22 protein-coding genes are annotated in these 24,885 nt (G+C 64.9%); 7 read left to right on the top strand and 15 right to left on the bottom strand.

Annotation, left to right across the window (positions count from 1 at the left end; translation table 11 throughout):
- The first annotated feature begins 38 nt into the window (after window positions 1–38).
- Window positions 39–1,442, top strand: a complete 1,404-nt coding sequence (locus tag AC50YC_RS01195) for an amidase (RefSeq protein ID WP_494952163.1) — start codon at window positions 39–41, stop codon at window positions 1,440–1,442.
- Between the two features lie 89 nt (window positions 1,443–1,531).
- Here the strand turns inward: AC50YC_RS01195 and AC50YC_RS01190 are convergent, their stop codons facing one another.
- Window positions 1,532–2,029, bottom strand: coding sequence for a hypothetical protein (locus AC50YC_RS01190; protein ID WP_494951821.1), 498 nt, complete (start codon window positions 2,027–2,029; stop codon window positions 1,532–1,534).
- Between the two features lie 355 nt (window positions 2,030–2,384).
- Here AC50YC_RS01190 and AC50YC_RS01185 point away from each other — a divergent pair, with 355 nt between their 5' ends.
- Complete coding sequence (locus AC50YC_RS01185; RefSeq protein WP_494951820.1) at window positions 2,385–3,644, top strand: aminotransferase class I/II-fold pyridoxal phosphate-dependent enzyme; 1,260 nt, start codon at window positions 2,385–2,387, stop codon at window positions 3,642–3,644.
- On the opposite strand, the gene AC50YC_RS01180 is transcribed toward AC50YC_RS01185, so the two are convergent.
- The 6 genes from AC50YC_RS01180 to hisD all read right to left on the bottom strand — a co-directional run bounded on the left by AC50YC_RS01180 (window position 3,625) and on the right by hisD (window position 9,005).
- Entirely contained in the window at window positions 3,625–3,936 is a 312-nt protein-coding gene (locus tag AC50YC_RS01180; protein WP_494951819.1) for a thioredoxin family protein, read from the bottom strand. The genes AC50YC_RS01185 and AC50YC_RS01180 overlap by 20 nt on opposite strands.
- Before the next feature lie 55 nt (window positions 3,937–3,991).
- Window positions 3,992–5,206, bottom strand: a complete 1,215-nt coding sequence (locus AC50YC_RS01175) for an MFS transporter (protein ID WP_494951818.1) — start codon at window positions 5,204–5,206, stop codon at window positions 3,992–3,994.
- A gap of 69 nt (window positions 5,207–5,275) precedes the next feature.
- Window positions 5,276–6,112: an amino acid ABC transporter ATP-binding protein gene (locus tag AC50YC_RS01170; RefSeq protein ID WP_494951817.1), complete on the bottom strand. Its 837-nt coding sequence runs from the start codon at window positions 6,110–6,112 to the stop codon at window positions 5,276–5,278.
- Window positions 6,105–6,758: an amino acid ABC transporter permease gene (locus tag AC50YC_RS01165; RefSeq protein ID WP_494951816.1), complete on the bottom strand. Its 654-nt coding sequence runs from the start codon at window positions 6,756–6,758 to the stop codon at window positions 6,105–6,107. The genes AC50YC_RS01170 and AC50YC_RS01165 overlap by 8 nt, the downstream gene beginning before the upstream one ends.
- Window positions 6,759–6,839: 81 nt before the next feature.
- A complete protein-coding gene (locus AC50YC_RS01160; protein ID WP_494951815.1) occupies window positions 6,840–7,658 on the bottom strand; it encodes an ABC transporter substrate-binding protein in 819 nt (272 codons plus the stop codon).
- Window positions 7,659–7,685: 27 nt separating this feature from the next.
- A complete protein-coding gene (hisD, locus tag AC50YC_RS01155; protein ID WP_494951814.1) occupies window positions 7,686–9,005 on the bottom strand; it encodes a histidinol dehydrogenase in 1,320 nt (439 codons plus the stop codon).
- A gap of 106 nt (window positions 9,006–9,111) precedes the next feature.
- Between hisD and AC50YC_RS01150 the strand changes: the two genes are divergently transcribed.
- Window positions 9,112–10,044: a LysR family transcriptional regulator gene (locus AC50YC_RS01150; RefSeq protein ID WP_494951813.1), complete on the top strand. Its 933-nt coding sequence runs from the start codon at window positions 9,112–9,114 to the stop codon at window positions 10,042–10,044.
- A 420-nt stretch (window positions 10,045–10,464) separates the two neighbouring features.
- On the opposite strand, the gene AC50YC_RS01145 is transcribed toward AC50YC_RS01150, so the two are convergent.
- The gene (locus AC50YC_RS01145; RefSeq protein WP_494951812.1) at window positions 10,465–11,202 is read right to left on the bottom strand and encodes a GAF and ANTAR domain-containing protein; all 738 of its coding nucleotides are present in this window, start codon (window positions 11,200–11,202) and stop codon (window positions 10,465–10,467) included.
- A gap of 115 nt (window positions 11,203–11,317) precedes the next feature.
- Between AC50YC_RS01145 and AC50YC_RS01140 the strand changes: the two genes are divergently transcribed.
- Together AC50YC_RS01140 and AC50YC_RS01135 are read left to right on the top strand one after the other, a co-directional pair.
- Window positions 11,318–11,614 carry a PqqD family protein gene (locus AC50YC_RS01140; protein WP_494951811.1) on the top strand — a complete coding sequence of 99 codons (297 nt, stop codon included), beginning with the start codon at window positions 11,318–11,320 and terminating at the stop codon, window positions 11,612–11,614.
- Complete coding sequence (locus AC50YC_RS01135) at window positions 11,614–12,510, top strand: nucleotidyltransferase family protein (RefSeq protein ID WP_494951810.1); 897 nt, start codon at window positions 11,614–11,616, stop codon at window positions 12,508–12,510. Before AC50YC_RS01140 ends, AC50YC_RS01135 begins: the two co-directional genes overlap by 1 nt.
- Window positions 12,511–12,521: 11 nt before the next feature.
- Here the strand turns inward: AC50YC_RS01135 and AC50YC_RS01130 are convergent, their stop codons facing one another.
- From AC50YC_RS01130 to AC50YC_RS01115, 4 genes are all read right to left on the bottom strand, one after another.
- Complete coding sequence (locus AC50YC_RS01130; protein WP_494951809.1) at window positions 12,522–13,859, bottom strand: MinD/ParA family ATP-binding protein; 1,338 nt, start codon at window positions 13,857–13,859, stop codon at window positions 12,522–12,524.
- 123 nt (window positions 13,860–13,982) lie between these two features.
- Entirely contained in the window at window positions 13,983–14,870 is an 888-nt protein-coding gene (locus AC50YC_RS01125; RefSeq protein WP_494951808.1) for a LysM peptidoglycan-binding domain-containing protein, read from the bottom strand.
- Window positions 14,871–15,611: 741 nt separating this feature from the next.
- Window positions 15,612–16,427 (bottom strand): MBL fold metallo-hydrolase, encoded by an 816-nt coding sequence (locus tag AC50YC_RS01120; RefSeq protein ID WP_494951807.1) that lies wholly within the window; start codon window positions 16,425–16,427, stop codon window positions 15,612–15,614.
- 533 nt (window positions 16,428–16,960) lie between these two features.
- A complete protein-coding gene (locus AC50YC_RS01115) occupies window positions 16,961–18,043 on the bottom strand; it encodes an acyltransferase family protein (protein WP_494951806.1) in 1,083 nt (360 codons plus the stop codon).
- 193 nt (window positions 18,044–18,236) lie between these two features.
- Here AC50YC_RS01115 and AC50YC_RS01110 point away from each other — a divergent pair, with 193 nt between their 5' ends.
- A complete protein-coding gene (locus AC50YC_RS01110; RefSeq protein WP_494951805.1) occupies window positions 18,237–19,397 on the top strand; it encodes an acyltransferase family protein in 1,161 nt (386 codons plus the stop codon).
- Window positions 19,398–20,275: 878 nt separating this feature from the next.
- Here the strand turns inward: AC50YC_RS01110 and AC50YC_RS01105 are convergent.
- The 3 genes from AC50YC_RS01105 to pdhA are packed head-to-tail and all read right to left on the bottom strand — an operon-like array spanning window position 20,276 to window position 24,080.
- Complete coding sequence (locus tag AC50YC_RS01105) at window positions 20,276–21,718, bottom strand: dihydrolipoamide acetyltransferase family protein (RefSeq protein ID WP_494951804.1); 1,443 nt, start codon at window positions 21,716–21,718, stop codon at window positions 20,276–20,278.
- A 2-nt stretch (window positions 21,719–21,720) separates the two neighbouring features.
- Entirely contained in the window at window positions 21,721–22,833 is a 1,113-nt protein-coding gene (locus tag AC50YC_RS01100; RefSeq protein ID WP_494951803.1) for an alpha-ketoacid dehydrogenase subunit beta, read from the bottom strand.
- Window positions 22,830–24,080: a pyruvate dehydrogenase (acetyl-transferring) E1 component subunit alpha gene (pdhA, locus tag AC50YC_RS01095; protein WP_494951802.1), complete on the bottom strand. Its 1,251-nt coding sequence runs from the start codon at window positions 24,078–24,080 to the stop codon at window positions 22,830–22,832. Before pdhA ends, AC50YC_RS01100 begins: the two co-directional genes overlap by 4 nt.
- A gap of 159 nt (window positions 24,081–24,239) precedes the next feature.
- Here pdhA and AC50YC_RS01090 point away from each other — a divergent pair, with 159 nt between their 5' ends.
- Window positions 24,240–24,704, top strand: coding sequence for an Lrp/AsnC family transcriptional regulator (locus AC50YC_RS01090; protein ID WP_307461019.1), 465 nt, complete (start codon window positions 24,240–24,242; stop codon window positions 24,702–24,704).
- The last annotated feature ends 181 nt before the right edge of the window (window positions 24,705–24,885 follow it).

Here is a 24,885-nt window from a genome sequence, read left to right as displayed (position 1 = left end):
CGGCCACCCGCCCGGCGGCCTTCGCGGCGGCCGGCGGCATCAGCGCGCTGTCCGCCACGGAGCTGACCGCGGCCATCCGGCGTCGGGACATCTCCGCACGGGAGGCCCTCGACGCGCACTTCGCCCGGATCGATGCCGTGAACGGGCAGCTCAACGCCGTGGTGACCGAGGACCGCGAGGGTGCTGCGGCGCTGGCCGCGGCAGCCGACGCGCTCACCGCCTCCGGGGCGGAGCTCCCGCCGCTCCATGGCCTGCCCATGACGCACAAGGACACCAACAACACCAAGGGACTGCGGACCACGCAGGGCTCGGTCATCTTCCGGGATTTCGTGCCGGACTTCGATGACCTCATCATCGCCAGGTTCAAGGCGGCCGGCGTGGTCACCACCGGTAAGACCAATGTGCCGGAGTTCGCGGCGGGCTCGCACACCTTCAACGACGTCTTCGGCACCACCGTCAACCCCTACGACACGGCCAGGAGCGCCGGCGGCAGCAGCGGCGGCGCGGCCGCCGCCCTCGCGGCCCGCATCCAGCCGCTCAGTGACGGCAGCGACATGGGCGGCTCGCTGCGGATCCCGGCGTCGTTCTGCAACGTGGTGGGGTTCCGGCCGTCGGCGGGCGTAATCCCGGTGGCGCCGACCCGCAACGCGTGGGCCTGGCTCGCCCGGACCGGCCCCCTGGCCCGCGACGTGGAAGACATTGCCCTGGCCATGGCGGCCGTGGCCGGGCCGGACCCCGCCGTGCCCTACGCCGCTCCAGTGGCGGCCGGGCGGTTCACCGAACCGCTGCGGCGCGACCTGACCGGCCTGCGGATTGGCTGGTCGCCGGACTTCGGCCTGGACGTGCCGGTGGAGAAGGAGGTGCTGTGCGTCCTGGAAAGCCAGCTGCGGATCTTCGAGGATCTCGGCGCCACCGTGGAGGAAGCCGCACCGGACCTGCGGGACGCGGATGAAGTGTTCGGCACCACCCGAGCGTTCGATTTTGCCCTGGGCCTGGGTGAGCTGGTGGCCAAGCACCTGGACGTGGTCAAGCCCGAGGTGCACTGGAACGTGGACCGGGGCCGGGCACTCAGCGGCCAGGACCTGGTCTCCGCAGCCCTCGCCCGGACCCGGCTGGACACCAGCGTACGGCGCTTCTTCGGCCGGTACGACGTGTTCGCCAGCCCCACCGCGCAGTTGCTGCCCTTTGAGGCGTCCCTGCGGTACCCGACGTCCATCAACGGCGTCGAGTTCGGGACCTACCTGGACTGGATGCGCTCGGCCTGCCTGATCTCCGCGACCGGCATCCCTGCCATCTCGGTCCCGGCCGGGTTCAGCGACGGCGGCCTGCCGGTGGGGCTGCAGCTGGCCATGAACCACGGGCACGACTTCGAGCTGCTCCAGGTGGCGTACGGCTTCGAACAGGCCACCGGCCACGCGAAGCGGGAGCCGGCGCTGGGGTGACGGACCGGCGGGGATCGCCGTGGCGGCCTGCCGGGGGCAAAGGCCCGGGCGCCCCTAAGGGCGCCCGGGCCTTTCCTGCTCTGCGGTGGCTACCTGAGACGTGCGCAGATATCCACGGCCTTGCCCGCGCTGGCGTCTACGCGGCTCACGTTATTGGTCGCCGGTGAATCCACCTGGAGCACCACCCGCCCGGTGTGCTGGTAGGCTCCGGGCCCCCCGGCGTCGGTCGAGAAGTAGACAAATCCGTTGTGGCCGGTGAGGTTGAGCGTGTAGCTCTTTCCGTCCGGGTTCAGGACGTACCTGGCCACGGAACCGGACGTCTTCACTGTGTACGTCTTGCCGTTCTCTTCATTGGACCAGGTGAGGACGACTCCCGTGCCCACCTGGTAGACGTTGCCGTTGCTCAATTCGATCACCCTGATGTTGCCTTCACTTGCCGCGAGACCAAGGTCAAAGTCGCCGCACGACTCCGAGGCCGGGATGACTACATCCGGATCGGTGTGATAGGCACTCGCGGGCGAAGCGGCCAGAAGCACGGCTGCTGTGGCAGCAAGCGGCGCGATCCAGCGGGTCTTTTTTCCCAACATGGGTATCTCCTCCATTTAGTACTGCGAAAACGCATCACCCCTGAGGGCGGAGACCATGCGCGGCAAATAGTCACGGGCGAACCCTGACGGCGGCACTCCTGCCGCCCCACGTAGGGCCGGGTTTTTCGGATGCACCGGCGCACTCGCCCGACCGTACTAAGCCCCCTCGGCTTCCGCCCGGGTATCGGGTACTCGTAACTCGCCCCGCGGGTACCCGCTCCCGGTTGAGGACCGCCACCCGACCACGGACCCGTTTACATCCGACCCGCCGAGGGCCACAATTAGTCCCGCACAGCCACCGGCCCCGCAAGGCTGGACCCACCCCGGTCAAGCCACCACGTCTTGAGGGAGTGTCATGAGCCCTGATTCTCCGGCTACACGGAGCGTTTCAGAAAGCGCTTCTCCGGTTCCACCGGGCGTTTCACGGCGCGCCACCACCCTCGCGTCCGTCCCGTCGCAGCAGCGGATCAATCTCTTCCTCCGCGACTCCGTCTACGCCAGGCGCCAGCACGTGCCGGGGATCTGCGACCTTGCCCTGGGCAACCCGCACCAGATGCCGCAGGCCGCTTACGTCGAGGCACTGGCGGACGCGCTGACGCCCCGGAACGAGCGGTGGTTTGCCTACAAGACCAACGAACCGGAGGCGCAGGCCGCGGCGGCGGCGTCCCTGCAGCGCCTGCTGGGGATGCCCTTCGAGCCGGCGGACATCCACCTCACCACGGGCGGCTTCACCGCGCTTCCGCTGGCGCTGAAGGCCGTCGCCGACCCCGGTGACGAGGTCGTCTTCACCCTGCCGCCCTGGTTCTTCTACGAGCCGCTGGTGATCGAGGCCGGGCTGGTGCCGGTCAAGATCCGCTGCGATGCGGAGACGTTCGACGTCGATCTGGCGGCGCTGGGGGCGGCGATCACCCCGCGGACCCGGGTGGTGATCGTCAACACGCCCAACAACCCGACCGGCCGGATCTACCCGCCCGCGCTGCTGAAGGACCTGGCGGCCATGCTGGAGGGGGCCTCGCGCAGCAACGGGCGGCGGGTCTACCTGCTCTCCGACGAACCCTACAACCGGATCGTTTACGACGGCGCCCGGTTCCACAGCCCGGCCGAATACTATCCGTACACGCTCCTGGCCTACTCATACGGCAAAACCCATCTGGCGCCCGGGCAGCGGATCGGCTACCTGGCGCTGCCGCCCACCATGCCGGACCGCGAGCCGCTGCGAGAGGCGATCACCGCCCTGCAGATGGCGCTGGGCTGGATCTACCCCAACGCCCTGCTGCAGTATGCGCTGCCGCGGCTGGAGCAGTTCTCGATCGACGTCGGGCAGCTGGAGCGCAAACGCGACCTGATATTGGAGGCGCTGACCGGCATGGGGTACACGGTCACGCGGCCGGGGGGTGCCTTCTACCTGTTCGTCCGCACCCCGGCCGACGACGACGAGCAGTTCACCGCCGCCCTCGCGGACGAGGACGTGTTCGTGCTGCCGGGCACCCTGTTCGAGACGCCGGGTTATTTCCGGATTTCACTCACCGCCTCGGAGGACATGATCCAGCGCGCCCTGCCGGTCTTCGCCGCCGCGATCGAGCGCTCGGGCGGCGTCAGAGTCCGCGGTTCTTGAGCGCTTCGGTTATCTGGCTGAGGATTGGCACGCCCGCCAGCCCGCTTGGCGTCGCGTAGATTCGGCAGGCCAGGTCGCTTGCAGGCGCGCCGGTCGGGAAGATATCCAGTCCGTTGACGGTGATCGTTGGGGACCCCGCGAATCCAGTGCCAGATATTTCTGACGGGGTCGCCAAAAGCCGCGTCTTCACTGGAATATCGCTGTGTCCCAAGGAGGCCAGGGCTGATTCCAGACGCTCCAGTGCTTCATCCGTATTGGGGCACTCGTCGATATGGAGCAGTTCTATTTTCATGGAATCATTCTCCGGTCCGTGACGGCGTCGATGCCGGCGGTGCGCTGATAAACCATCAGTAGTTGCGCCGGTGCTTCAGCCGCGGAATGGTGATGGCGAAGACCGTAGCGGCCGCGAAGCCCAGCGCACCGGTGGCGGCCACCCCGGCCCCGAGCGAGGCCACGGCGGTCACGCCTGAGAGCAGCACCGGGCCGCCGGTGGCCCCGGCGTCGGCCATGAACCGCCAGATGCCCAGGAACTGGCCGCGGCCGTTGTCGGGTGAGAAGTCGGCCCCCAGCGTCATGTTCAGGCCCGAGCTGATGCCGTTGCCGAAGCCGATCAGCAGCGCCGCGAGCAGCAGCCCCACGAAGCCGGTGCTGAGCGGGATCAGCAGCATGGCCGTGCCCATGATCAGGGTCGACGGGATGGCCACCCACTGCCGGCCCTTGCGGTCCATCAGCTTCCCGGCCGGATGGAACACCAGCATGTCGATGGCGCCGGAGAGCCCGTAGATCAGCGACGCGTGCGTCGCGTCCATCCCGAGGTGCTCGGCCCAGAGCGGGATCACCACCTGCCGGGACGCGCGCAGCGCACTGAGCAGCAGCACCCCCAGGCCCACGGACAGGAACACCCCGGCGTGGGAGACGGCGACGCTGCGCAGCGTCGCCTGCTGGACTGGGACGCCGTCGTCCGGGACGGGCTTGGCCACGAGGTCCGGGATGGTCACGGACAGGGCCGCGGCCGCGGCCATGGCGACGACGCCCACCCAGTAGGCGCCGGTGATGCCGGCGAACTGCATCACGGCGGCGCCGATGAAGGGGCCGATGAAGATGCCGATCCGGTTGACGCCGCCGAGCGTGGACAGCGCCCGGGCCCTCAGGATCACCGGGACCGCTTCGGTCAGGTACTTCTGCCGGGCCAGGCTGAAGACGCTCGCGGCCATGCCGACGACGAGCATGGCGGCGGCGAGCAGCGAGAGCCCGTTGGGCAGCAGGGGCGCCAGGGCCGCGGCCGCGAGGGCGACGGCGCTGGCGGCCGCGGCGCCGACGATGGCCCAGCGTTCGCCGAACTTCAGGGTGATGAGCGAGGCGGGCAGGTTGAAGAACCAGGAGCCGAGGCCGATCAGGGTGACCACCAGGGCGGCGACGGCCACCGAGGCGCCGAGCCCGCGGGCGGACAGTGCCACCACCGGCAGGATGGCGCCCTCGCCGATGCTGAACAGCAGGGCCGGGCCGAACGCGGGGACGGCGATGCTGCGGAGGCTGAAGGGCGCGGTCTGTGTGGTGCTCATCCCCTTCATCCTAGGCGGGCGGACCCCCCGGGGGCGCTCAGGCCTCGAAGGGTCCGCCAATCAGGACATCTACGCCGGAAGGATACCCGAGCGGCTCAGCAGCGCCCGCGTCTTCGGATGCTGCGGTGCAGTGAAGATCCGGCTGGGCGGCCCCTCCTCCACAATCACCCCTTGGTCCATGACCACAATGCGGTCTGCGATGTCCCGGGCAAACTGCATCTCGTGGGTCACGATCACCATCGTGGTTCCCTGCAGGGCGATTTTCTTGATGACCGCAAGGACCTCGCCCACAAGCTCCGGATCCAACGCCGACGTCGGCTCATCGAAGAGCATGACACTGGGGTTCATTGCCAGCGCCCTGGCGATGGCCACCCGCTGTTTCTGGCCGCCGGAGAGCTTGCTGGGGTAATTGTCGATTTTGTCCCCCAGCCCCACCATTTCGAGGTTGGGCAGGGCAACATCCCTGGCCTCGGTCGCGGACAGCTTCTTGACGTCGCGCAGCGGCGCCATGACGTTCCCCAGCGCCGTCTTGTTCAGGAACAGATTGAAGTGCTGGAAGACGAAGCCAATGTCGGTCCGTTTCTGGGCAGTGACGGACGCTTTCTCAGCGATCAGTTCCCCGTCGCGTTCCTCGTAGCCGATCAGGTGGCCGTTGACGTAGATGCGCCCGGCATCGATGGTCTCCAGCTTGTTGATGCAGCGCAACAGGGTGCTTTTGCCGGATCCACTGGAGCCCAGGATGGCAATGGTTTCACCGCGGTGGACCACCAGGTCCACGCCTTTGAGCACTTCCACCCTCTTCTGCACGTGCGGCTTGCCGCTAAGCCTCTGCCCCAGGGTCGGCTTCGTGTCGGAAACGAAGGTCTTGTGTACGTCGCGGACGTCAATAATGGTCTCGTCAGCCACTGGCCCGTGCCTTTCGTTCAAGCACAACCACAACGCGCGAGAGTGGCAGGCTGATGATCAGATAGAGAATGGCCGCTGCGGTATAGATCGCTGTGGTCTGGAATGTCTGGCTGTTGAGGATGTTGGCGGTCTTCAGGATCTCGGTCACGGCAATCACGGAAGTCAGTGCCGTGTCCTTGATCATGGCAATGAAGTAGTTACCGATCGGCCCCATGGAAACCACGAAGGACTGGGGAATAACCACCTTCCACAGGGTCTTGCTGGGCGTGTAGCCCAGGGACAATGCGGCTTCGGTCTGGCCGTGCTCCACGGAGAGGATCGCCGAGCGAAAGACCTCGGACAGGTAGGCGGCGTAGTTCAGGCCCAGGCCCAGGATGCCGGCCGGGACAGGTTCGATGCTGATACCGATGCTGGGGAGCACGAAGAAGATGTAGACCAACTGCACCAGCAGCGGAGTGCCGCGAATGACCTCCAGATAGAACGTGGCGATGCCTCGGAGGATCTTGATCGAGGAGATGCGTGCCAGCGCAACCAGCAGGCCCAGCACAAGGGCAATTGCCATGGCGCCGAGCGCCAGTTGGACGACGACGGGTACGGCCTGTAGGAGTGCCGGGAACACGGCGAGGGTGTTTGTAATAAAGTCCACTGCGAATCCCTACGTGAAGGTCGGGCGGGGCCGGCAGGCAGTGCGGTCGCGCTGCCTGCCGGCCTCGCAGGAATCTGGAACCTATTCGGACATGTTGGCTTCGCCCAACCCGTACTTCTTCAAAATCTCGAGGTACTTGGGGGTCTTCTTTAGGTCCGCCAACCCGGAGTTCAGGTCCTGCAGCAACTGTGTATCGTCCTTGCGCACGCCGGCTCCAATGATGCCGGGGTAATAGGGCTCGTAGGGTGAGACGAGCTTCAGCTTGGGGTTCGGCTTCTGGACCAGGCTGTAGCCGATCACGGCGCTGTCAGTAAAAACTGCATCAACCTGCTTGTTTTCCACGGCCGCGAGCAGGGCAGCCTGCGAGTCAAACAGCTTGACCTCGCTGCCGCCAAGGCTGTCGACGAGATCCTTGAACACCGTGCCCGTCTGCGCGCCGAGAACCTTGCCCTTTACATCGTCGCGTGATGCCAGCGTTGAATCCGCCGGAACCACCATGGCTTCGCCTTCGGTGTACCAGGGGTCGGTGAAGTTGATCTGCTTCTTCCGCTCGTCGGTGATGTACATGGCGTCCACGATGGCGTCGGCCTTCTTGGCGTTGAGCGCCGCGATCAGGGTGGCGTACTCGGAGGTGAAGACCTTGATCTTCCAGCCCTTCGCCTCGGCGATGGCGTTGATCATCTCCCCGTCGATGCCTTTGAGCTCGCCGGTGGCCTGGTCCGTAAAGGAGAAGGGGGCGTCGTTGGAAGTTGCGATGGTGATTGTCTTTTGCTCTCCGCCGCCGCCGCCGGCGCCGGCGCCGCCGCCTCCTGAGCCACAGGCCGTCATAGCGAGGGCCACGGCAACGCCCATGGGCACCAATGCAGCAATTCGCTTGCGGAGGGTTTTTGAATTTAACATGAGGTGCCTTTTGCTAGGGATGGATTTCTATCGGTTGAAGCGCTCGAGCCGCAGGGTGGCGGTGGCCTTGTGGGCCGCCATTCCTTCGGTCTCGGAGATCGTGGAGACGTAGTTCGCCAGACGCGGAGTTGCACTCTTTTCGATGCGCTGGAAGGTGAGCGGCTTGAGGAAGCGGGAGACGGAGAGCCCTGCCGATGATCGGGCGCCCCCGCCGGTGGGCAGCACATGGTTCGTGCCGGAGGAGCCCTTGTCCGAGTAGGCCACCGTTGACCACTGTCCCAGGAAGATGGAGCCGTAGTTCTGCAGGTTCTCGTGGTAGTAGGAGTCGTCCGAGGTCTGGATTTCCAGGTGTTCCGGGGCAAGCAGGTCCATGATCCGCACAGCCGTTTCGCGGTCCCCGGCGACGTAGACGGTGCCGTAGTCCCGCCAGGCCGGTCCGGCGATGTCCCGGGTGACTAACGTCCGCAGCTGCTTGTTGATGTGCCGGATGACCTCTTCTCCCAGCTCCCGGGAGGTGGTTACCAGGGACGCCGGTGACTGCGGGCCGTGTTCGGCCTGGCCGAGGAGATCAGCGGCCACCAGTTCGGCGTCGGCGGATTCGTCGGCGATCACGGCGACCTCGGACGGGCCGGCCAGGAGGTCTATGCCAGCGCGTCCAAAGAGTTGCCGCTTGGCCTCTGTGACGTAGGCGTTTCCTGCGCCGACCAGGATGTCGGCCGGCTGCTCCCCCAGCAGCCCGAAGGCCATGGCGGCCATCGCCTGCACCCCGCCGAGGGCGAACGCCCTGTCCACGCCGGACAGGTACGCGGAGTACAGCACTGCGGGGTTGCCACCGCCCGACGCGGTTGGCGGAGTGCAGGCCAGAACGTTGCGGACGCCCGCGGTCTTGGCGACGCCCACTGTCATGAAGGCGCTGGCAAGAATCGGAAACCGGCCGGATGGGAGATAGGCGCCGACGCGTGCCACGGGAACATACTTTTGTCCCGCAAAGACGCCCGGGATGAGTTCAACTTCGAAATCGGAGAGGTGTTCGCGTTGCTCGACGGCGAACAGCCTGGTCCGCTCGGCACTGGCCATCAATGCCTCCCGCAGTTCCGGGGAGAGCGAGTCGCCGGTCTTTGCCAGTTCCTTCGGGCTGATCTCCAGGCTCCCGCCCTGCCAGCCGTCCAGCTCTTTGGCGTACTTGACGACGGCGTCCATTCCGTTGGACTCGATCTCACCGAGCATTGCGGACACCGCCGCCACAACTGCGGGAAGGCGTTGGGCCGGGACTTCCTCAATGGCAGGGCTTTTCAGGGTGAAGACTTTTCCCGGGATGTGAGCCATGTCACGTTCGGTGAGGTGCATGGACCAATAGTTACTGCTCGCTGACTCATCGCACAACGGGACCTAAGCAAGTACGAGATATAGGGTTACCCTGTGCTTAGGGGGCCTCTGATCTCTAGGAGAAACGATGACGCTCGCACAACTCCGGGCCTTCCTTGCGGCCTACGAGCTCGGTTCATTCACGGCCGCGGCACGAAAGTTGGAAACGAGCCAGGCCTCCGTCTCTGAACTCATCAGCAGGCTCGAACACGAGCTGGAGCACAGCCTTTTTACCCGCGGCGGGCGGCGGCTCATTCCCACCACGGCGGCTGTTGAGCTGCACGTGCATGCACTGCAGTCCGTTAATTCGTTCAACAACGGCGTGGAAGCGTTGAAGTCCATGTCGTCGCTGGAAGGCGGCGTCTGCACCTTCGGCGTTCTGCGCTACGGAGCCCACTACGACCTTGCCGACCTGGTGCAGCGCTTCCACCGCCGGTATCCCCAAGTGAAGGTGCGCCTGGTGGGACTGAACTCCGTTACCGTGGCCGAGTCAGTGGCGTCGGGTGAAATTGAGGCCGGGCTCATCGTGCTGCCGGTGGCGGAAGCTGGCCTTCAGGTCAGGCCGCTTTTTCGGGACGAGGTCTTTTTCGTGTCGGCCACCCGGGATCCTTCGCGAGGCCCCATGACAATCGAGGAACTTGTCGAGTCAAAGCTTGTGCTCTACGACGCGTTTGCTGGCTGGCATGACCCCACCCGCCGGCAGATCTTGGAGCGTGCACGCCTCAAGGGGCTGAAAATCGAACCGGCCATAGAGGTGGAACACGTCGATACCGCCCTGGGGTTGGTAGCGACCGGGGCGGCTGGCACCTTTGTGCCGCAGGCCATCGTGAGCGGGCCGGGCTTTCCCAGGAATGTCCATGCCGTCCCCTTCGCCGAACCTTTGTACGACACGATCGCGCTGATTCAGCGCGAGGGCTCATACCTGTCACCCGCGGCACGGAAGATGGCCCAAATGGCCGCCCGCACCCTGCTGTCTAAAGTGGCCCCGGGACAGGCCATCGGGCGCGCAACTCTGCACTAAACCCATTTGTCGGAGCGGTTACCAGGGGCAGCGCGGTCATCCAGCTCCCCAAGTTGGATGACCCGGGTTGCTGGAGACCTAGAACTGACGGGTTAGGGCGAGGTAAACAACGATGAACGTGACGACAGCGAGGACGGCCAGCCCAGAAAGCTGCGCCAATCGCCAAGCGCGTCGCCTAGACGAACGCCGCAGTTCCTCAAGCGCATACATTTCGTTAATAGTGCTCATCTGATCTCCCCAACTCAGCGTCGCAGCCGTCCCAGGCTGCGCGGGCATCTAACCCACCCGACCAAGCCTGCGAGATCGGCATGGCGCTGCAACAGAGTAGAGAGTACCTGTCTTCGCATTACCCACTACTTGCTTCGTTGAGAGGAACATCGCGAGCGGATTTCTCGCACCAGAAGCCGACCCTCGCGGCGCTCAGGCCTCGAAGTGTGTGCGGACGTCCCCGCCGGTGAGGTTCCGGAGGACCTCGGCGGCGACGTCGCGGAGCTTCTGGTTGCGGTTGCTGGAGACCTTGGTGAGGATGCCCATGGCTTCTTCCTGGGAGCAGCGGTTCTGCGCCATGATGACGCCGCAGGCCAGGTCGATCGAGGTGCGGTGCTCCATGGCGGCCTGGAGGTCCTCGGCCCGGGACTGCGCGGTACCGATCCGCACGGCCAGGCGCAGGGAACGGCCGGCGAGGTCGGCGAAGCCGGCCGCCTCGGCAATGGGCTCCTCGGTGAAGATCCCGGTGCCGGGGGCGAAGAAGTTCAGGGCAGCGGCCGCGTCGGGGCCGATTTCCAGGGGCACCCCCAGGGTGCTGCGGACGCCCTGCGCCGCGAGCTGCTGCTGGTAGGCCGGCCAGCGCGGATCGGTGTCGACGTCGGCCAGCAGCACCACGGACTTGGTCCGCAGCGCGTCGAGGCACGGGCCTTCGCCCAGGCTTTGCTCGATGCGGTCCAGGATGACGGCCCGGGGGCTGCTTCCCGCCACGGTCATGGTCTTCCGCCGGCGCTGCAGCGTCACACCGCATTCAATCCCGGCGCCGGAGGCGTGGCTTAGCATCGCCGCCGAGAATTCCGCGAGGCGGCCGAGGAAGTCCTCGACGTTCTCGGTTCCCATCAGGAGGTCCTGCAGGTGCAGGGCGGCTTCGTCCCCGGCGGCGTTGTTGGTCATGCCTAAATCTAAGACGGTCCACGGCGCGAAACAACTTGCCGGCCGCGCGGTAGCATAAGCCTTGCGAAGGCCCCGCATGATGCTGTACGGCCTTTCTAGTGTCGGTGGAGGTCTCATGACGGAACGGGTGTGGCGCGTCAGTGCCGACGTTGCCTGTGTCCAGAGTCCCGACGGCGGCCGCGTCGCCGTGCTGCATCTGGAGCAGGACTTGCCCGTCATCCTGGCAGGAACGGCCGCGTCCGTCTGGAACGCGCTGGACGGCACCAGGACCGAGGCCGAGGTCGTCGACGAGCTTGCCCGCGACTACGGTACTAAGGCCTCAGCCATCCAAGGTGACGTAGTGCGTCTGATCCACGATTTGAGCAGCAGCGGACTGATCACTTTGTCTACCCGTGACGGGGCGGCCAACTGATGGACGTTGCAGAGCCCCTGCATCAAGACGAAGCCGTCCTTCTGGCCACGGCCCTCGTGGATTACGTGTCAGCATCAGCAGGCCTCCAGGTGCTGTTCATCAAAGGTCCCGGGGCCACCATGATGGGGCTTCGTGAAAGTCATGTCTCTGCGGACGTGGATGTCCTGGTCCGCCCGGAACACTTGGACAGAATGGTCGAACTCCTCGGCGCAAGAGGCTGGCTCGAAAGGCCATTCGGCGCGTCGCCTATTCGCCAGTACTCCCACTCGCGTACTATCTACCATCCGCGGTGGAACTGCGATATTGACGTGCACGATAGGTTTCCCGGGATGGAGGCTCCCCCCGGCGTAACTTTCGACACGCTGTGGCACGACCGGCAATATCTTGTCATAGCGGCCAAAAGCCTAGCCGTTCCTTCCAAGCCTGCAGCCGCAATCTTTCAGGCGCTGCACAGCCTTCGGTCCATTAGCGCTCGGCGCCACCGAGACGAGTACTCAGGCCTGCTTCAGCGCGTGGATGTCAGCATGCATCACGACATCTTAGATCTCAGCGTGAAGTTAGGGGCCACGGCGGCGCTGAAACCGTTCCTAGATGATCTCGGCTTAGCGGTTCGGCCGGTTGAGCAAGAAAGTCCCAGCGAAGAGTGGCGCCACCGAACTGCCGCCCAATTCCCGGGCATGGCATATCTAGTGGCGCTAATCGAAAGTCCTTGGCGAGCCAAACCATTGGTGCTCGCTCGTTCCATTTTGCCCTCACGGCAGTTCCTACGGGAGCGCGACCTCTATCTTGACGTCTCCGCGAAAGGGATACTAAAGGCCCACATGTCGCGCTGGCGGCGCGGGCTGGCTGGCCTTCCAGCAGCGTTACGGAAGATCATAGTTTTCTTCCGGCGATAGTGCTCCGCCCTTCAGACGTAACCATCAACGATGGCGGCTGCGATCTCCTTGTAGGCGCGCCGGGTTTCCGGACGCAGCACATCCAGGGTGACCAGGTCACCGTCGGCTACACCGCGGTCGTGCGGGACTGCGATGAGTTGACGGCAGATCCCGGACAAGTGGTCCTCGATGGCGTCTTTGTCCACGCGGGAGGAAACCTCGTCCTTGTCGGTGATGACCACGATCGCGTTGCGCGCCAGTTCCTCGTAACCGTGGCCGGCCAGCCAGTGCAAGGTGCTGCGAGCCCGCTTCGCGCCGCTGACAGCGTAGCCCGCCGCGATGATCAGGTTGTCCGCGGACTGCAGGATCCCGCTCATGGCGTTGTGTGTGACGCCGGTGCCGCAGTCGGTCAGGGCCACCGAGTAGTAGCCGGAAATGAGCTTGCGGATGCGCAGGTATTCCTCGGCGGTGAGTGAATCCGAGACCTCGGGATCCTGCTCGCCCGCGATCAGGTGGAGCCGACCGGCGTGGTGCATGTACCGGGCCAGGGCGGTGAGCGAATCGACGGATTCAATGTTCCTGAGCAGGTCGGTGATGGTGCGGGGGCTCTGCTGCTGGTAGATGCCCTCGCCGAGGGCGCGCTCCACGAGGTCGCCGGAGTCCGGGTTCGCGTCGATCGCGCACGGCGGGTCGCCGCGGTACTCCGCCAGGGTGAGGCCGACGCCGACCGTCGTGGAGGTCTTGCCGATGCCGCCCTTGAGGCTCAGGATTGCAGTGTTGTAGCTGCCCTGCAGTTGGCGAGAGATGCGCCGGGCGAGTTCGTCCTCCTCGCGCTGTTGGGCGCTCGGGCCCAGGTTCAGTCCGCCGCCAGTCATCTTGTAGAGGGCTCCTCGGAAGCCGCCGACGGGGCGCGGCTTCTGCTCACGGACGAAGAGGCCGGGCGAGCTGATGAAGTCCGGGGCGGGGGCGGCGAGGGCCGCTGCTCGGCTTTCCGACCGGCTGGACCGGACCGGCATTGGCGGCACAGACGGCGCGGTGTCGGGCGTGGCGGGCAAGGCGCCCCGCGACGGAGGCTGCGCGCCCGAGTTGGCAGTAGATGCATCCAGTGGAACCGACGTGATGGGAGCACTGTCCAGCGGGGCACGGCTCGGGGCCGCGGGGGCATCCGCTGCTGCTGCGGCTTCGGCCCAGGAGCCGCTGCGGACCGTGCGCGCAGCTTCGCTGCCGACTTCGTTGGGCGTGGTGATTGGCATGGTTCCTGTCCAGGCGTCGGAGTCATCGCCGCGGCGGCGGTCACGCCGGCGCCGGAGTTCGGGCTGATCTGCCTCCGCGGCAGCATTGGCTGTGTTGTTGTCCACCGGATCGGGCATGTTGGTCCCCCTGGGACTCACAGCGCAGACCGCTGCGGTGCTCGTTTGAATTGGTTCAACCGCAATTCTAGGCGCAGACGCATTGGCAAGCGGACAGGCAAGCATCCGCACTTATCGATTCGGCTAGTTCAGCGCTATCAGTAGCATCCGGTTCGTGCCGGGGATGCAGGTCTGCAGGATCGCCCTAGGGAAGCCCCCGAAGACGGCAGAGACGGCGTTGGTTGTAGCCCCCTGGGCAACCTGTCCGCGGCCGGTTGCGGTGTAAGTGCCGTAGCCGGTGATGACCACGGTTTCGCCGACGCCGACCCCCGAGAATCGCGCCCACCCTCCGCAGAAGTCGTGTTCGGTGATGAACAGCGAATAGGCATCCGTGGGCGTGAAGTGGATGGGGCCGATGCACCGGTCCACCATGGCCTGGCCGCCCGAGCCCGCCACGACGATGGTGCGCACGGCTGGAGCGACCGGCGCGGTCAGCGCCGGGACGGCAGGGGCAGGAGCGGGGGCGAACGCGGGAACGGGAACGGGAACGGGGGGACCCGACAGCTTCAGTGTCTGGCCCGGGTAGATGAGGCTGTACGCGCCTAGGCCGTTGGCTGAAAGCATGTCGTAAACGTTGACGCCGAACCGCGCCGCGATGGTGCCGACGGTGTCACCGGCCACCACGAGGTACTGGTTGGAATCTGCATCGGCTCCGGGCGCCTCCGGAGGAGCTGCCGGTGACGGCTCAGGTACCCCGCCGCCTGCCTCCAGGGGAGTTGCTGGTGGAGGCTCAGCAGCTAAAACCGGGACGGAAGGGGGCTCGGACGATGTCTCCTGAACCGCCGGCGACGAGGCTTCCGGAGCCGAAAGGCCCTGGCTGGCTGTTGCAGTAACGTCGGCAGGCGGTTGAAGCGCAAGGGAGGCCGCCAGAATGCAGGCGATCAGCAAGGGCAAGGCGGCGGCCAGTGATTTGGAGTTGTGTGTCGTCGTGCGGTTGCCCGGGAGACCGTCCTCGTTCGGAACCATCTGCATCAGCCCGCTTCATGACCAGCGCCAACCGGGCCTGGACTTGAGCCGAGCTCAAGACTTCAAGGTGACTGCACACTCTTCAAGATGCCGTGGCAGAGGCCCCGAACCCGGCACCAGATCCCGGGCAGCTCCGGACTTAGCCTGAGCGTATTAAGCGGAAGCGTCTTTCACACGCGTACCCGCTACCCGGGTTTTCCGGCCGGGCCACGTGCGTGCTCAGTGGGCTACACGGTTGATGTACCGGGCTTGGTGGCACTGTGTCGGTGACGGTCGAAAAGGTGAGCCACGCTTAATTTTCGACCGTCACCGACACGCTGCTGCTAGCGGGGTGTCAGTGCCATGATGACGACGACGACCGTCACGAGAGCGAGGAGCAGAAGGCCCACGTAAGCCCACCATTTGGGCCGCTTGCGGTGGGGGTTGATGTCGATGTACGGCACAGCTAGGGCACCTGCCGCTGAAGGACGGACGCTTGACTTCTGCGCTTTATGCAAATCAAAACAAAAGAAACTGCGGAGAGGACCACGAGGCTTCCCAACAAAACGCACAAGGCGAGGACATAACCGGGCAGAGTCACAGATGAGACCTCCTGAGAGCAGCGTCATTGTTGACGCGCGCCATGGGAGCCCCCTCCCCCCGGGCGAGCTGAGCGCTAGCGGGATTGAATCCTAGGTTGCGGATCCTCCACGAGGTTACTCACGGGCTACCGGAGTTGTCCAGCGACGCACCCAAGCCCTCCGCGGCTCAATGGTGGGCTCGGGTCTCCTGCAGACGTTTGATGAACCAGCGGGACTGTTCCGGTCCATAGGGCAGGATCGGGATGGCCTTGGTGGCGTCGTCCGGGGTCTCCCGTGTCGCCTGGGTGGCCTGCCGCACTGCCGTGGTCATAGTGTTGGCCATGGTCTTCACGAACTGGTCGCTGCACGGCTCGCCGTGCCCGGGAATCAGGAATTCATAGCGGTGGCGGAGTGCCGAGACATGCCGGAGGACGTCTGACCACTCTTCGGGATAAGAATCCTCGAAGGACGGGTGCGAGCCCTGCTCCACCAGATCGCCGGCGTAGAGAGTGGTGGCCGTGCCCACCAGGAGGTCTCCGTCGGTGTGCCCGTGCCCGAGGTAAAAGAGCGTGACGGCCTGTCCGCCGAGATCCACCAGCACCGGCTGGTCCTTCACAATCGCATTCGGTACGACGAGTTCGGTGTTGCTGCCCACGCCGGCAGTCATTTCGGGCTCGTCGGCACCGACGGCGCGCCGCTGGCTGTCGCCATTCTCGTCGATCTCAGCGGCGCAGTTCTCGTGCGCCCAGAACTCCGTGACGCCCGCGTCGGCGAACACCGCGTTGCCGAAGAAGTGATCGTAATGGGCGTGCGTGTTGACGACGACGAGCGGCAACTGCGTCTTTTCCCGCACGGCGTCAAGAATCTCGCGTCCCTGCCTCGGTCCGCCGCCGGTGTCGATCACCAGGGCGCGTTCGGAGCCGACAACCAAGCCGGTGTTGAGCAGGGAACCTTGGGTGGTCAGGACGTAGTTGTCCGGGCCAACCTCGAGCCATCGTGACATTAACAAAATCTCCGTATTCCGGCATATTCCCGGCGTCGTTGGTGCGATGTTCTGCCCTCGATTGTACCTTTCGGAGCTGGCCGGGAGATGGAAGCCATGAGCAGAAAATGAGGGGTCCTTCACTCTAGGGCCCTGCACGCGCCGCTTGTCGCGATTGCGGGAGCTGTTGATGCCATAGCCTGCGGCGCGGCAGTTGCCTTATCGGCTGCTCATTTCCGCACCCCGAGAACCCTCACCAACATCTTATGCCCCCGCCCCCAACAGTGCGGTGCGCACCCGCATGGGGATCCGCAATAGTCGTCGCAAGTAGCATCATGACGTGGAGAAGGTTGAGCCGTGACGGCGCCCTTTCAATGAATCCCGGTCACCTCGCACGATACAATAGGAGCCAGAAATTCGTGTCAGCAAGAACGACGGAGTGGCCTTGGCCATATTCCTCGGCTCCATGCAATTGCCAGGTCGGTCGTTTCTCTCCGACGCAGCTGGACGGTCCTTAGACCTTCCAAGGACTGCTTACTACCTGTGGCGATGACTCATGCGACGCCCAATGGAACCGGCTCCGGTTGCCTAGATGCAGTTTCAGAGTCGAACCTCTCGCGCATCCTCCTGCCAACCCACTCGACCGTATACCAGCTGGCGCAGGCAGCAGCGATTGTGAGCGGAATCGACAGGCCCATAAGGATGGATGGAGCGTCAGGCATCAGGGCGTGAAGCCAGACCCTGAGGGGCAGGTTCCATAGGTAAGCTCCATAGGAGATGGTCCCCAGCCACAGCGCAGGGCGCCAGAACGCTGCCGGGAGTGTCTTCCAGCTTGATACTTGTAGGACGATAAAGACCGTTGCGATTGCGATTAGGCTTGGCCACATGAGATAGGTCAGTGGGGATTCCTTCGCTTCCTTGGCAAAGCTGAGCCCCAGTAATAGGGCGGCTCCCGTTACTGCGCCTCCAACTCGAACGAACTTGGGAAGCCGGTCCAGAGAAGGACGCCAAAGATAGGCCGCTCCTCCTATTGCCATCATCGAGGCCCAAGTCGTGGGAAGCGTGTAAAGATCCGATGGACGGGGTGATGCCCAGAGGGTTCCCCAACAGGCCATGGTGAGCAGTCCGGCCACAACAAGCGCCGCAGCCCTAATGCTCTTCTTAGTCTTTACAAAAAGGAATAGGGCGGCTGGCCAGACTAGGTAGAACTGTTCCTCTACTGCTAGTGACCAAAGGTGCCCAAGATCGCCGCTCACTTGGATGGGGAGCGGAAGGTCTGCGGTGTAGGAGATGGCTACAAGCAGCGAGGGAAGGATCGCATTACGTTCCCCTATTGGATCCCACACAACTTGAACAATTGCGAACACCGCGAGAAGGAGGAGTAGTGCCGGGAAGAGCCTGAATGCGCGATGCAGGTAGAACCGCTTCCACCGAATGGAACCAAACCTATCCAGATCCTTGGCGAGGAGCTGGGTGATCAAGTAGCCACTGAGCGTAAAGAAGATCGCCACTCCGACGATACCGGACCCACCGAAGGTACTCGGCCACGCATGACGCAGCATAACAAGGCCCACGGCGATCCCGCGTAGGGCATCCAGCCCTTCAATTCGTTTAGCTCGTATCCTCAGATCGGCCATGCGCCCCCCAAACCAGTAGCCGGATGATTGGCAAGTCTAGCGGGCAATAGTTGAGGATAATTTCCGGCCCCTGCGCCTAGTGGCGTAATGACTCGACAGACTCTCGTACATCGACGTGAAACAATCGAGGCGGAGTCCATCTGCAACAATGGCTCCGGTTAGTAGCTGGGTATATGAACACTGGGGGTAGACCGTGGAAGCAAAGCTGAGGCCAAGGGGCAAGACGTACATCGCGGGCTTCGATGGTCTCCGCGCGCTGGCTGTAATTTCCGTGATCGTTGCCCACTCCGGAATGCCGTACACGACTGGTGGCAAGACCGGGGTCATCCTCTTTTTTGTCCTCTCGGGGTTTCTGATCACAACGATCCTCATCCGCGAACTTGACCGGTCCGGACGTATCAACCTAGCCAACTTCTACATCAACCGTTTGTTGCGGTTGCTTCCTGCGATGCTTCTGGCTACAAGCGCCTACTTCTTTTTGTCCCTCGCGCTATCCCCCTTCTCAGCAATAGCCAGACAATCGCTCGTCGCCATCCCGGCTGCGTACCTCCACTTCCTTAACTGGTGGAACATTGCGGTGCATGAACCAGGGTCAAGCTCGGCAGGCTACCTGGGACTGTACTGGTCGCTGGCCGTCGAAGAGCAGTTCTATATCCTGTGGCCCTTTTGCCTCTGGATTGCGTACCAAGTCAACGGCAAGCGGGGGGTAATGTGGAGCGCCCTCGTAGGCGCGATCGCTTCGTACGTGTGCAAGTGGCTGTTCGTCGCGGACCCGGTGCGGCAGACCGGCACGGACCTCAGCGCCGACGCTTTGCTGGTTGGTTGCGGATTAGCCATTCTTGTGGCCGAGCATCGGGCTGAGGTCGGCAAGGTGGCTAAGCAACTGGTCATACCGGCCGGCGCAACTCTTGTAGCTGCCTTTGTCTTTGGCCATGCTGACGCGGGGTCGTCTGACCTGCAGGCAGCCATTTACTCCCGTGGGTGGTGGCCGCTGAGCATCGTGGCGTCGGCAGTCCTTGTCGGCGCATGCGCGGCGGCGGTGGTTCCTACCTGGTTACTGGCCGTGCTGGAGTGGGCGCCCGTCAGATACGTCGGTGTCATCAGCTACGGGGTATATTTGTGGCACCAGGTCCCGCTGCAAACCCTCCGAACCTTCTGGGACACAGACGGCGCCCTATCGTTGGTGAGGCTATTCGCGGTGACCGGCATAACCGTAGCGATGGCCGCGGCGTCTTACCACTTGGTTGAGAAGAAGTTCCTTGCGCTCAAGCGTGAACCGAATAGTACTCCACTTCATAAAGACTCAGAGATACCAGTCTCCTCAGATCGGTCAAGTGTCCCGACCAGGCAGTGATGGATTCCTGCTTGCTCGGTCGTATTGCCCAACGAGCGACCGTTCTGCGAATGCGGCCCACCCGCCCAGGCGTGCTGGCAGCGCAGACACCATTTGCATCTGTTTGGGAAGCCTGAATGCCGCCGATCTGCTCAATGGACCCGTCAGGCTTTCTTGCCGTGCAATCGATGATCGGCGGTGGCGTCCCATGGTTGGGAGGTTCTTGCTGACCGCTGATAGGGACACTCCTGCAGCATTGCGTCCCTTCCCCTTGGCAATGCGTCGCTTGCATCGTGTGCGGTGACTTCGACCAAATTGTGTGATTGCAAGGAACGGCAATATGCCGTGTGATCCGACATGTCCCGCGGGCGGGACGTGGGCCAGAGCTGATGTAAAGCAGCTGCAGTCAACACCGCCATGGGGGCAATGTCGCCATTACGCTGCCGCTGGACAAAATGCGGGGCCGGGAACTGCTCACCGCGCTGAGGGAACATGGAACGCCCTGGTAGTGAACCAGCCCACCTCTCTGGTCACCGAGGTGCGGGACTGCGACAAAGCGCCAGGGCCGATCCCGGGAAAGTCCAAGAGTCTTGCAGCGTACGTTCATTGTCGCCGACGCGGCACACACCCCGCGCGCGGCACTCGTGACAGCGACGGGCGCCCGGAGTTAGGGGTTCACGATTTGATGCAACCTCACTCACATCCTGCCCCAGCGCCTAATGAACCCGAAACGCGCCGCCCAAGGATCGGAATACAGGCCGCCGTAGCATCTATGGCCCGCCTCCGCGCTTCAGCGACTTTACGATGAAGAACCTCCCCAGGACGATTGCCCGAAGAGGCACCCGTCAGTCATCGTCAGGCGAATTGGGCCCGAACCTTCGAGGCATCCTTTTCGCGTATCACAGGTCAGCCAGCACCGACCCCGGGTTCTCGATCGCATCGGCCACATAGCGCAGGAAGCCGCCTGCGGTTCCCCCATCGCATACACGGTGGTCGAACGTGAGGGTCAGCTCGGTGACCTTGCGGACAGCAAGCTCGCCGTTGACCACCCAGGGCTTGTCGATGATCCGCCCGACGCCCAGGATCCCCACCTCCGGGTGGTTGATGATCGCGGCGGAGCCGTCCACCCCGAAGACGCCGTAGTTGTTCAGCGTGAAGGTGCCGCTGCCCAGTTCGGCGGGGCTGGCCCTGCCGTCGCGGACGACGGCGGTGAGCCGGCGGATTTCGGCGTCCAGTTCGCGGGCGCTGAGTTTGTCCGCGTTGCGCACGGACGGGACCATCAGGCCGCGGTCGGTCTGGGCCGCGAATCCGAGGTTGACGCCGTCGAAGGCCACGATCTCCTGGGATGCTCCGCCGGTGGTGTCCTCGGTGGTGACGATCCGGGTGTTCAGCTCCGGGAACTTCTTGAGCCCGGCGGTGACGAAGCGCGCGATGAACGCCAGCAGGCCCGGGGTGTGGTGCGGGTCCGCCTTCTTCAGCGCGGCGCGCATCTCCACGAGGGCGGTGGCGTCCACGTCCACCCACACGGTGGCTTCCGGGATCTCGGACCGGCTGCGTGTCATGTTCGCGGCAACGGCCTTCCGGACGCCGCGGACGGCGGTGCGCCCAGTAATGCCGAGCCCGGTGCGGGCGTCGGTGTCACCGGCAGTCTCGGCCGGCGTGGTTTCAACAGGCTTAGCCGCCGGACGCTCAACCGTTGAAGGCTTGATAACCGCCTCGACGTCGCGGCGCATGATGAGCCCGCTCGCCCCGGATCCCTGGAGTTCCCCCAAATCAACCCCATGGTCGCGGGCCATCCGCCGGACCAGCGGGGAAATGACAGCCCCGAGCTTCCCGGGCACCCGGGTCCGCATCAGCAGCAGGTCATCCGCTGCCTTCTCGGCCGCGGCCACCTGGGCCACCGGCTCCGCCATTGCAGTCCCGGCCGGGGACTTCCGCGCACGGGTCCTGCGGGCCACACCGTGCCCGCCGGGGGTGCCGTACCCGATCAGGACGTTCCCGGATCCAGCCTTTTCTTCCTCGCGGTAGACCTCCGCGGCGGCGTCTGCGATGTCGGCCGGCTCGGCCGCCAGGGCTGCGGCGGGCGCAACCGCCGAGCCGACGGGGGTCACGGAGATCAGCGGCTTGCCGACGTCGAGGGTCTGGCCGGGTTCGCCGTGCAGCACGGCGACGGTGCCGGCGTACGGGGAGGGAACCTCGACCATGGACTTGGCCGTCTCGACTTCGGCGATCGGCTGGTCGACGCGGATTTCGTCGCCCACGGCCACGAGCCAGTTCACGAGTTCGGCTTCGGTGAGTCCCTCGCCGAGGTCTGGGAGAAGGAATACTTTCGGTTCGCTCATGTTCAGTCTTCCCACTGGAGGTCGTCAACGGCGTCGAGGATTCGGTCCACGCCGGGCAGGTAGTAGTGCTCGAGTTTCGGTGCCGGGTACGGGACGTCGAAGCCCGTGACGCGGCGGATCGGTGCCGCTAGGTGGTGGAAGCAGCGTTCCTGGACCCGGGCGACGATCTCGGAGGATACGGAGGCGAAGCCGTGGGCCTCGGCGATGACCACGGCGCGGCCGGTCTTGCGGACCGAGGCGCAGACGGTCTCGTCGTCGAACGGCACGATCGAGCGGACGTCGATCACTTCGAGCGAGCGTCCCTCCTCGGCGGCCGCGGCGGCGGCGGCGAGCGCCGTCGGGACGGACGGGCCGTAGGCGATCAGCGTGGCGTCGGTGCCGGGGCGGGCGACGGCGGCACGGCCTTCGGAGGAGGTTCCGCGTTCGGTGTTCTCGGCGTGTTCGGCGCGGAGGGCGCCCAGGTCCACCTGGTCCTTGGACCAGTAGAGCTTCTTGGGCTCCATGAACATCACGGGGTCGTCGGAGTCGATGGCTTCGCGGAGCATCCGGTAGCCGTCGGCGACGGTGGCCGGGGTGAAGACCTTGAGCCCGGCGGTGTGGGCGTAGTAGGCCTCGGAGGAGTCGCAGTGGTGCTCCACTCCCCCGATCCCGCCGGCGTAGGGCACGCGGATGACCATGGGCAGCTTCACGGTGCCCTTGGTGCGGTTGTGCATCTTGGCGACGTGGCTGACGATCTGTTCGAACGCCGGGTAGGCGAAGGCATCGAACTGCATCTCGATGACGGGGCGCATGCCGTTCATCGCCATGCCCACGGCCATGCCGACGATGCCGGACTCGGCCAGCGGGGTGTCGAAGCAGCGGTCCTTACCGAAGGTCTTGGTGAGCCCGTCGGTGATCCGGAAGACGCCGCCGAGCATGCCGACGTCCTCGCCGAAGACCAGAACCGAGGGGTCCGCGTGCATGGCGTCGGCCATGGCGGTGTTCAGGGCCTTGGCGAGGGTGACGGCCTGCGGGCCGGTCTGTTCAGCTGTGGCTGCTGCCGTGGCGGCCGCGCGGGCGGTGGCGGCGCTGACGTTGCCGTTCGCCTCGGACGAAGTGGTGATGGTGGGGCTCATTTCGCGGCCTCCGTCTTCGATGCGGCGTCGCGGGCGAGTTCGTCAGCGAGCATGGCGGACTGTTCCTTCAGCTGGGGTGTGGGGGTGGAGAACACGTATTTGAAGAGATCCTGCGGTTCCACCGGGACTTCCTCGCTCAGCCCTTCGCGGAGCTGGGTGGCTACGGCCTCGGCATTCTCGGCGATTCCGGCGGCGCGGTCGTCGTCGAGCAGTCCGCGGTCCGTCAGGTAGGTTTTCATCCGGCTCAGCGGGTCCTTGGCCACCCATTGGGCGACTTCGCTGTCCTGGCGGTAACGGGTGGCGTCGTCGGCGTTGGTGTGGGCCTGCATGCGGTAGGTGTGGGCCTCCACGAGCAGGGGTCCGGAGCCTTCGCGGGCGAGCCGGACGGCGCGGCCCAGCACGGCGAGGAGGGCGACGATGTCGTTGCCGTCCACGCGTTCGCCGGCCATGCCGTAGCCCACGGCTTTGTGGGCGAGTGACGGCGCGACGGACTGGTGCGCCAGCGGCACGGAGATGGCGTACTGGTTGTTCTGGACGAAGAAGACGACCGGCAGGTGGAACACCGCGGCGAAGTTCAGGGCCTCGTGGAAGTCGCCCTCGCTGGTGGCGCCGTCGCCGCACATGGCCAGGACCACGGTGTCCTCGCCGCGCAGCTTGGCGGCGTGGGCCACGCCGACGCCGTGCAGCAGCTGGGTGGTCAGCGGGGTGCACTGGATGCCGACCTTGTGCTTTGAGGGGTCATAGCCGCCGTGCCAGTCGCCGCGGAAGAGCGTCATGGTCTGGACGGGATCCACGCCGCGGGCCATTACGGCCACGGAGTCACGGTAGGTGGGGAACATCCAGTCGCCCTCGGACAGGCACAAGGCGGCGGCGACCTGGCAGGCCTCCTGGCCGTGGCTGGACGGGTAGACGGCCATGCGGCCCTGCCGGACCAGGGCGGAGTTCTGGTCGTTGACGCGGCGTCCGACGACGAGCTGCTCGTAGGCGGCCATCAGTTCCTCGTCGCCGGGGAGCGCATATTCGTGGCCGGGCTGGGTGCCCTGTTCTGTGTGCGGGTTCAGGGTGCCGTCCGAGCCCACCATCTGGATCTGGTGCCGGGCGGGCAGCATGTAGTCCTCGACAGTGATGCCGAACTTCCGGACCGCCTCACTGGCGGCGTCTTCCGGTGGAGTGCCGGGTGCCGTGGCGCCGGGTGTCTGGTCCTCGGGCGCCGGGTGCTGCGCAGTGTGGTCTGCGGAGATCGTCATTGGTCCGTCCTTCTGTAGCCACTATTCGCTCCAAGTATGGCCCGGGGTGATGTTTCGTATCCAGCTCCGGCAGAAATCGTGGAGAAGTCCAACGAATGGGACTACTCTGGAAGACAAATCGTAAGTGTGTGCTGGATTACCGGTGGGGGTTGTGGACGAATGGCAGAGGACGAAGCGGACCAGGCTGCGGTGCCGCTGGATGATGTGGACCGGAACATCATCGCCGAGCTGACGCGGGATGGCCGGATGTCAGTCACGCAGGTCGCGGAGAACGTCCACATCTCGCGCGCCCATGCGTATACGCGGATTGCGCGGCTGACCGGCGAGGGGGTCCTGACCAAATTCACGGCGCTGGTGGATCCGATCAAGGCTGGCCTGAAGTCCTCGGCCTACGTGACCTTGAAGGTGCGGCAGCATTCCTGGCGGGAGCTCCGGGAGCTGCTGCGTGCCATCCCGGAGGTGCACCATATCGCCCTGGTGGGCGGGGACTTCGACGTCATCCTGCTGGTGCGCGCCGTGGACAACATCGACCTGCGGAGGGTGATCTTCGACCAACTGCAGTCCATGCCCGGGGTGCTGGACACGCAGACGTTTTTGGTGTTCGAGGATTTGGATACGAGATAATGCCATCTTGACCGGTCGAGGCCAGTTATGGGAAGAAGTCCACAGAGCCAGGGGAAAGGCATTCGGCTGCGGCCGGACCCTCTGGCCATACTGAACGATGTCGCATTCGACCATTGCTGCAACATACGACGGGTACAATTAGCTGCACCGCACGAATACTGCCGTTCTGGGGGACGCGCCT

The sequence above is a fragment of the Pseudarthrobacter sp. MDT1-56 genome, from assembly GCF_059383555.1.
This window is presented reverse-complemented; position numbering and strand designations above follow the sequence as displayed.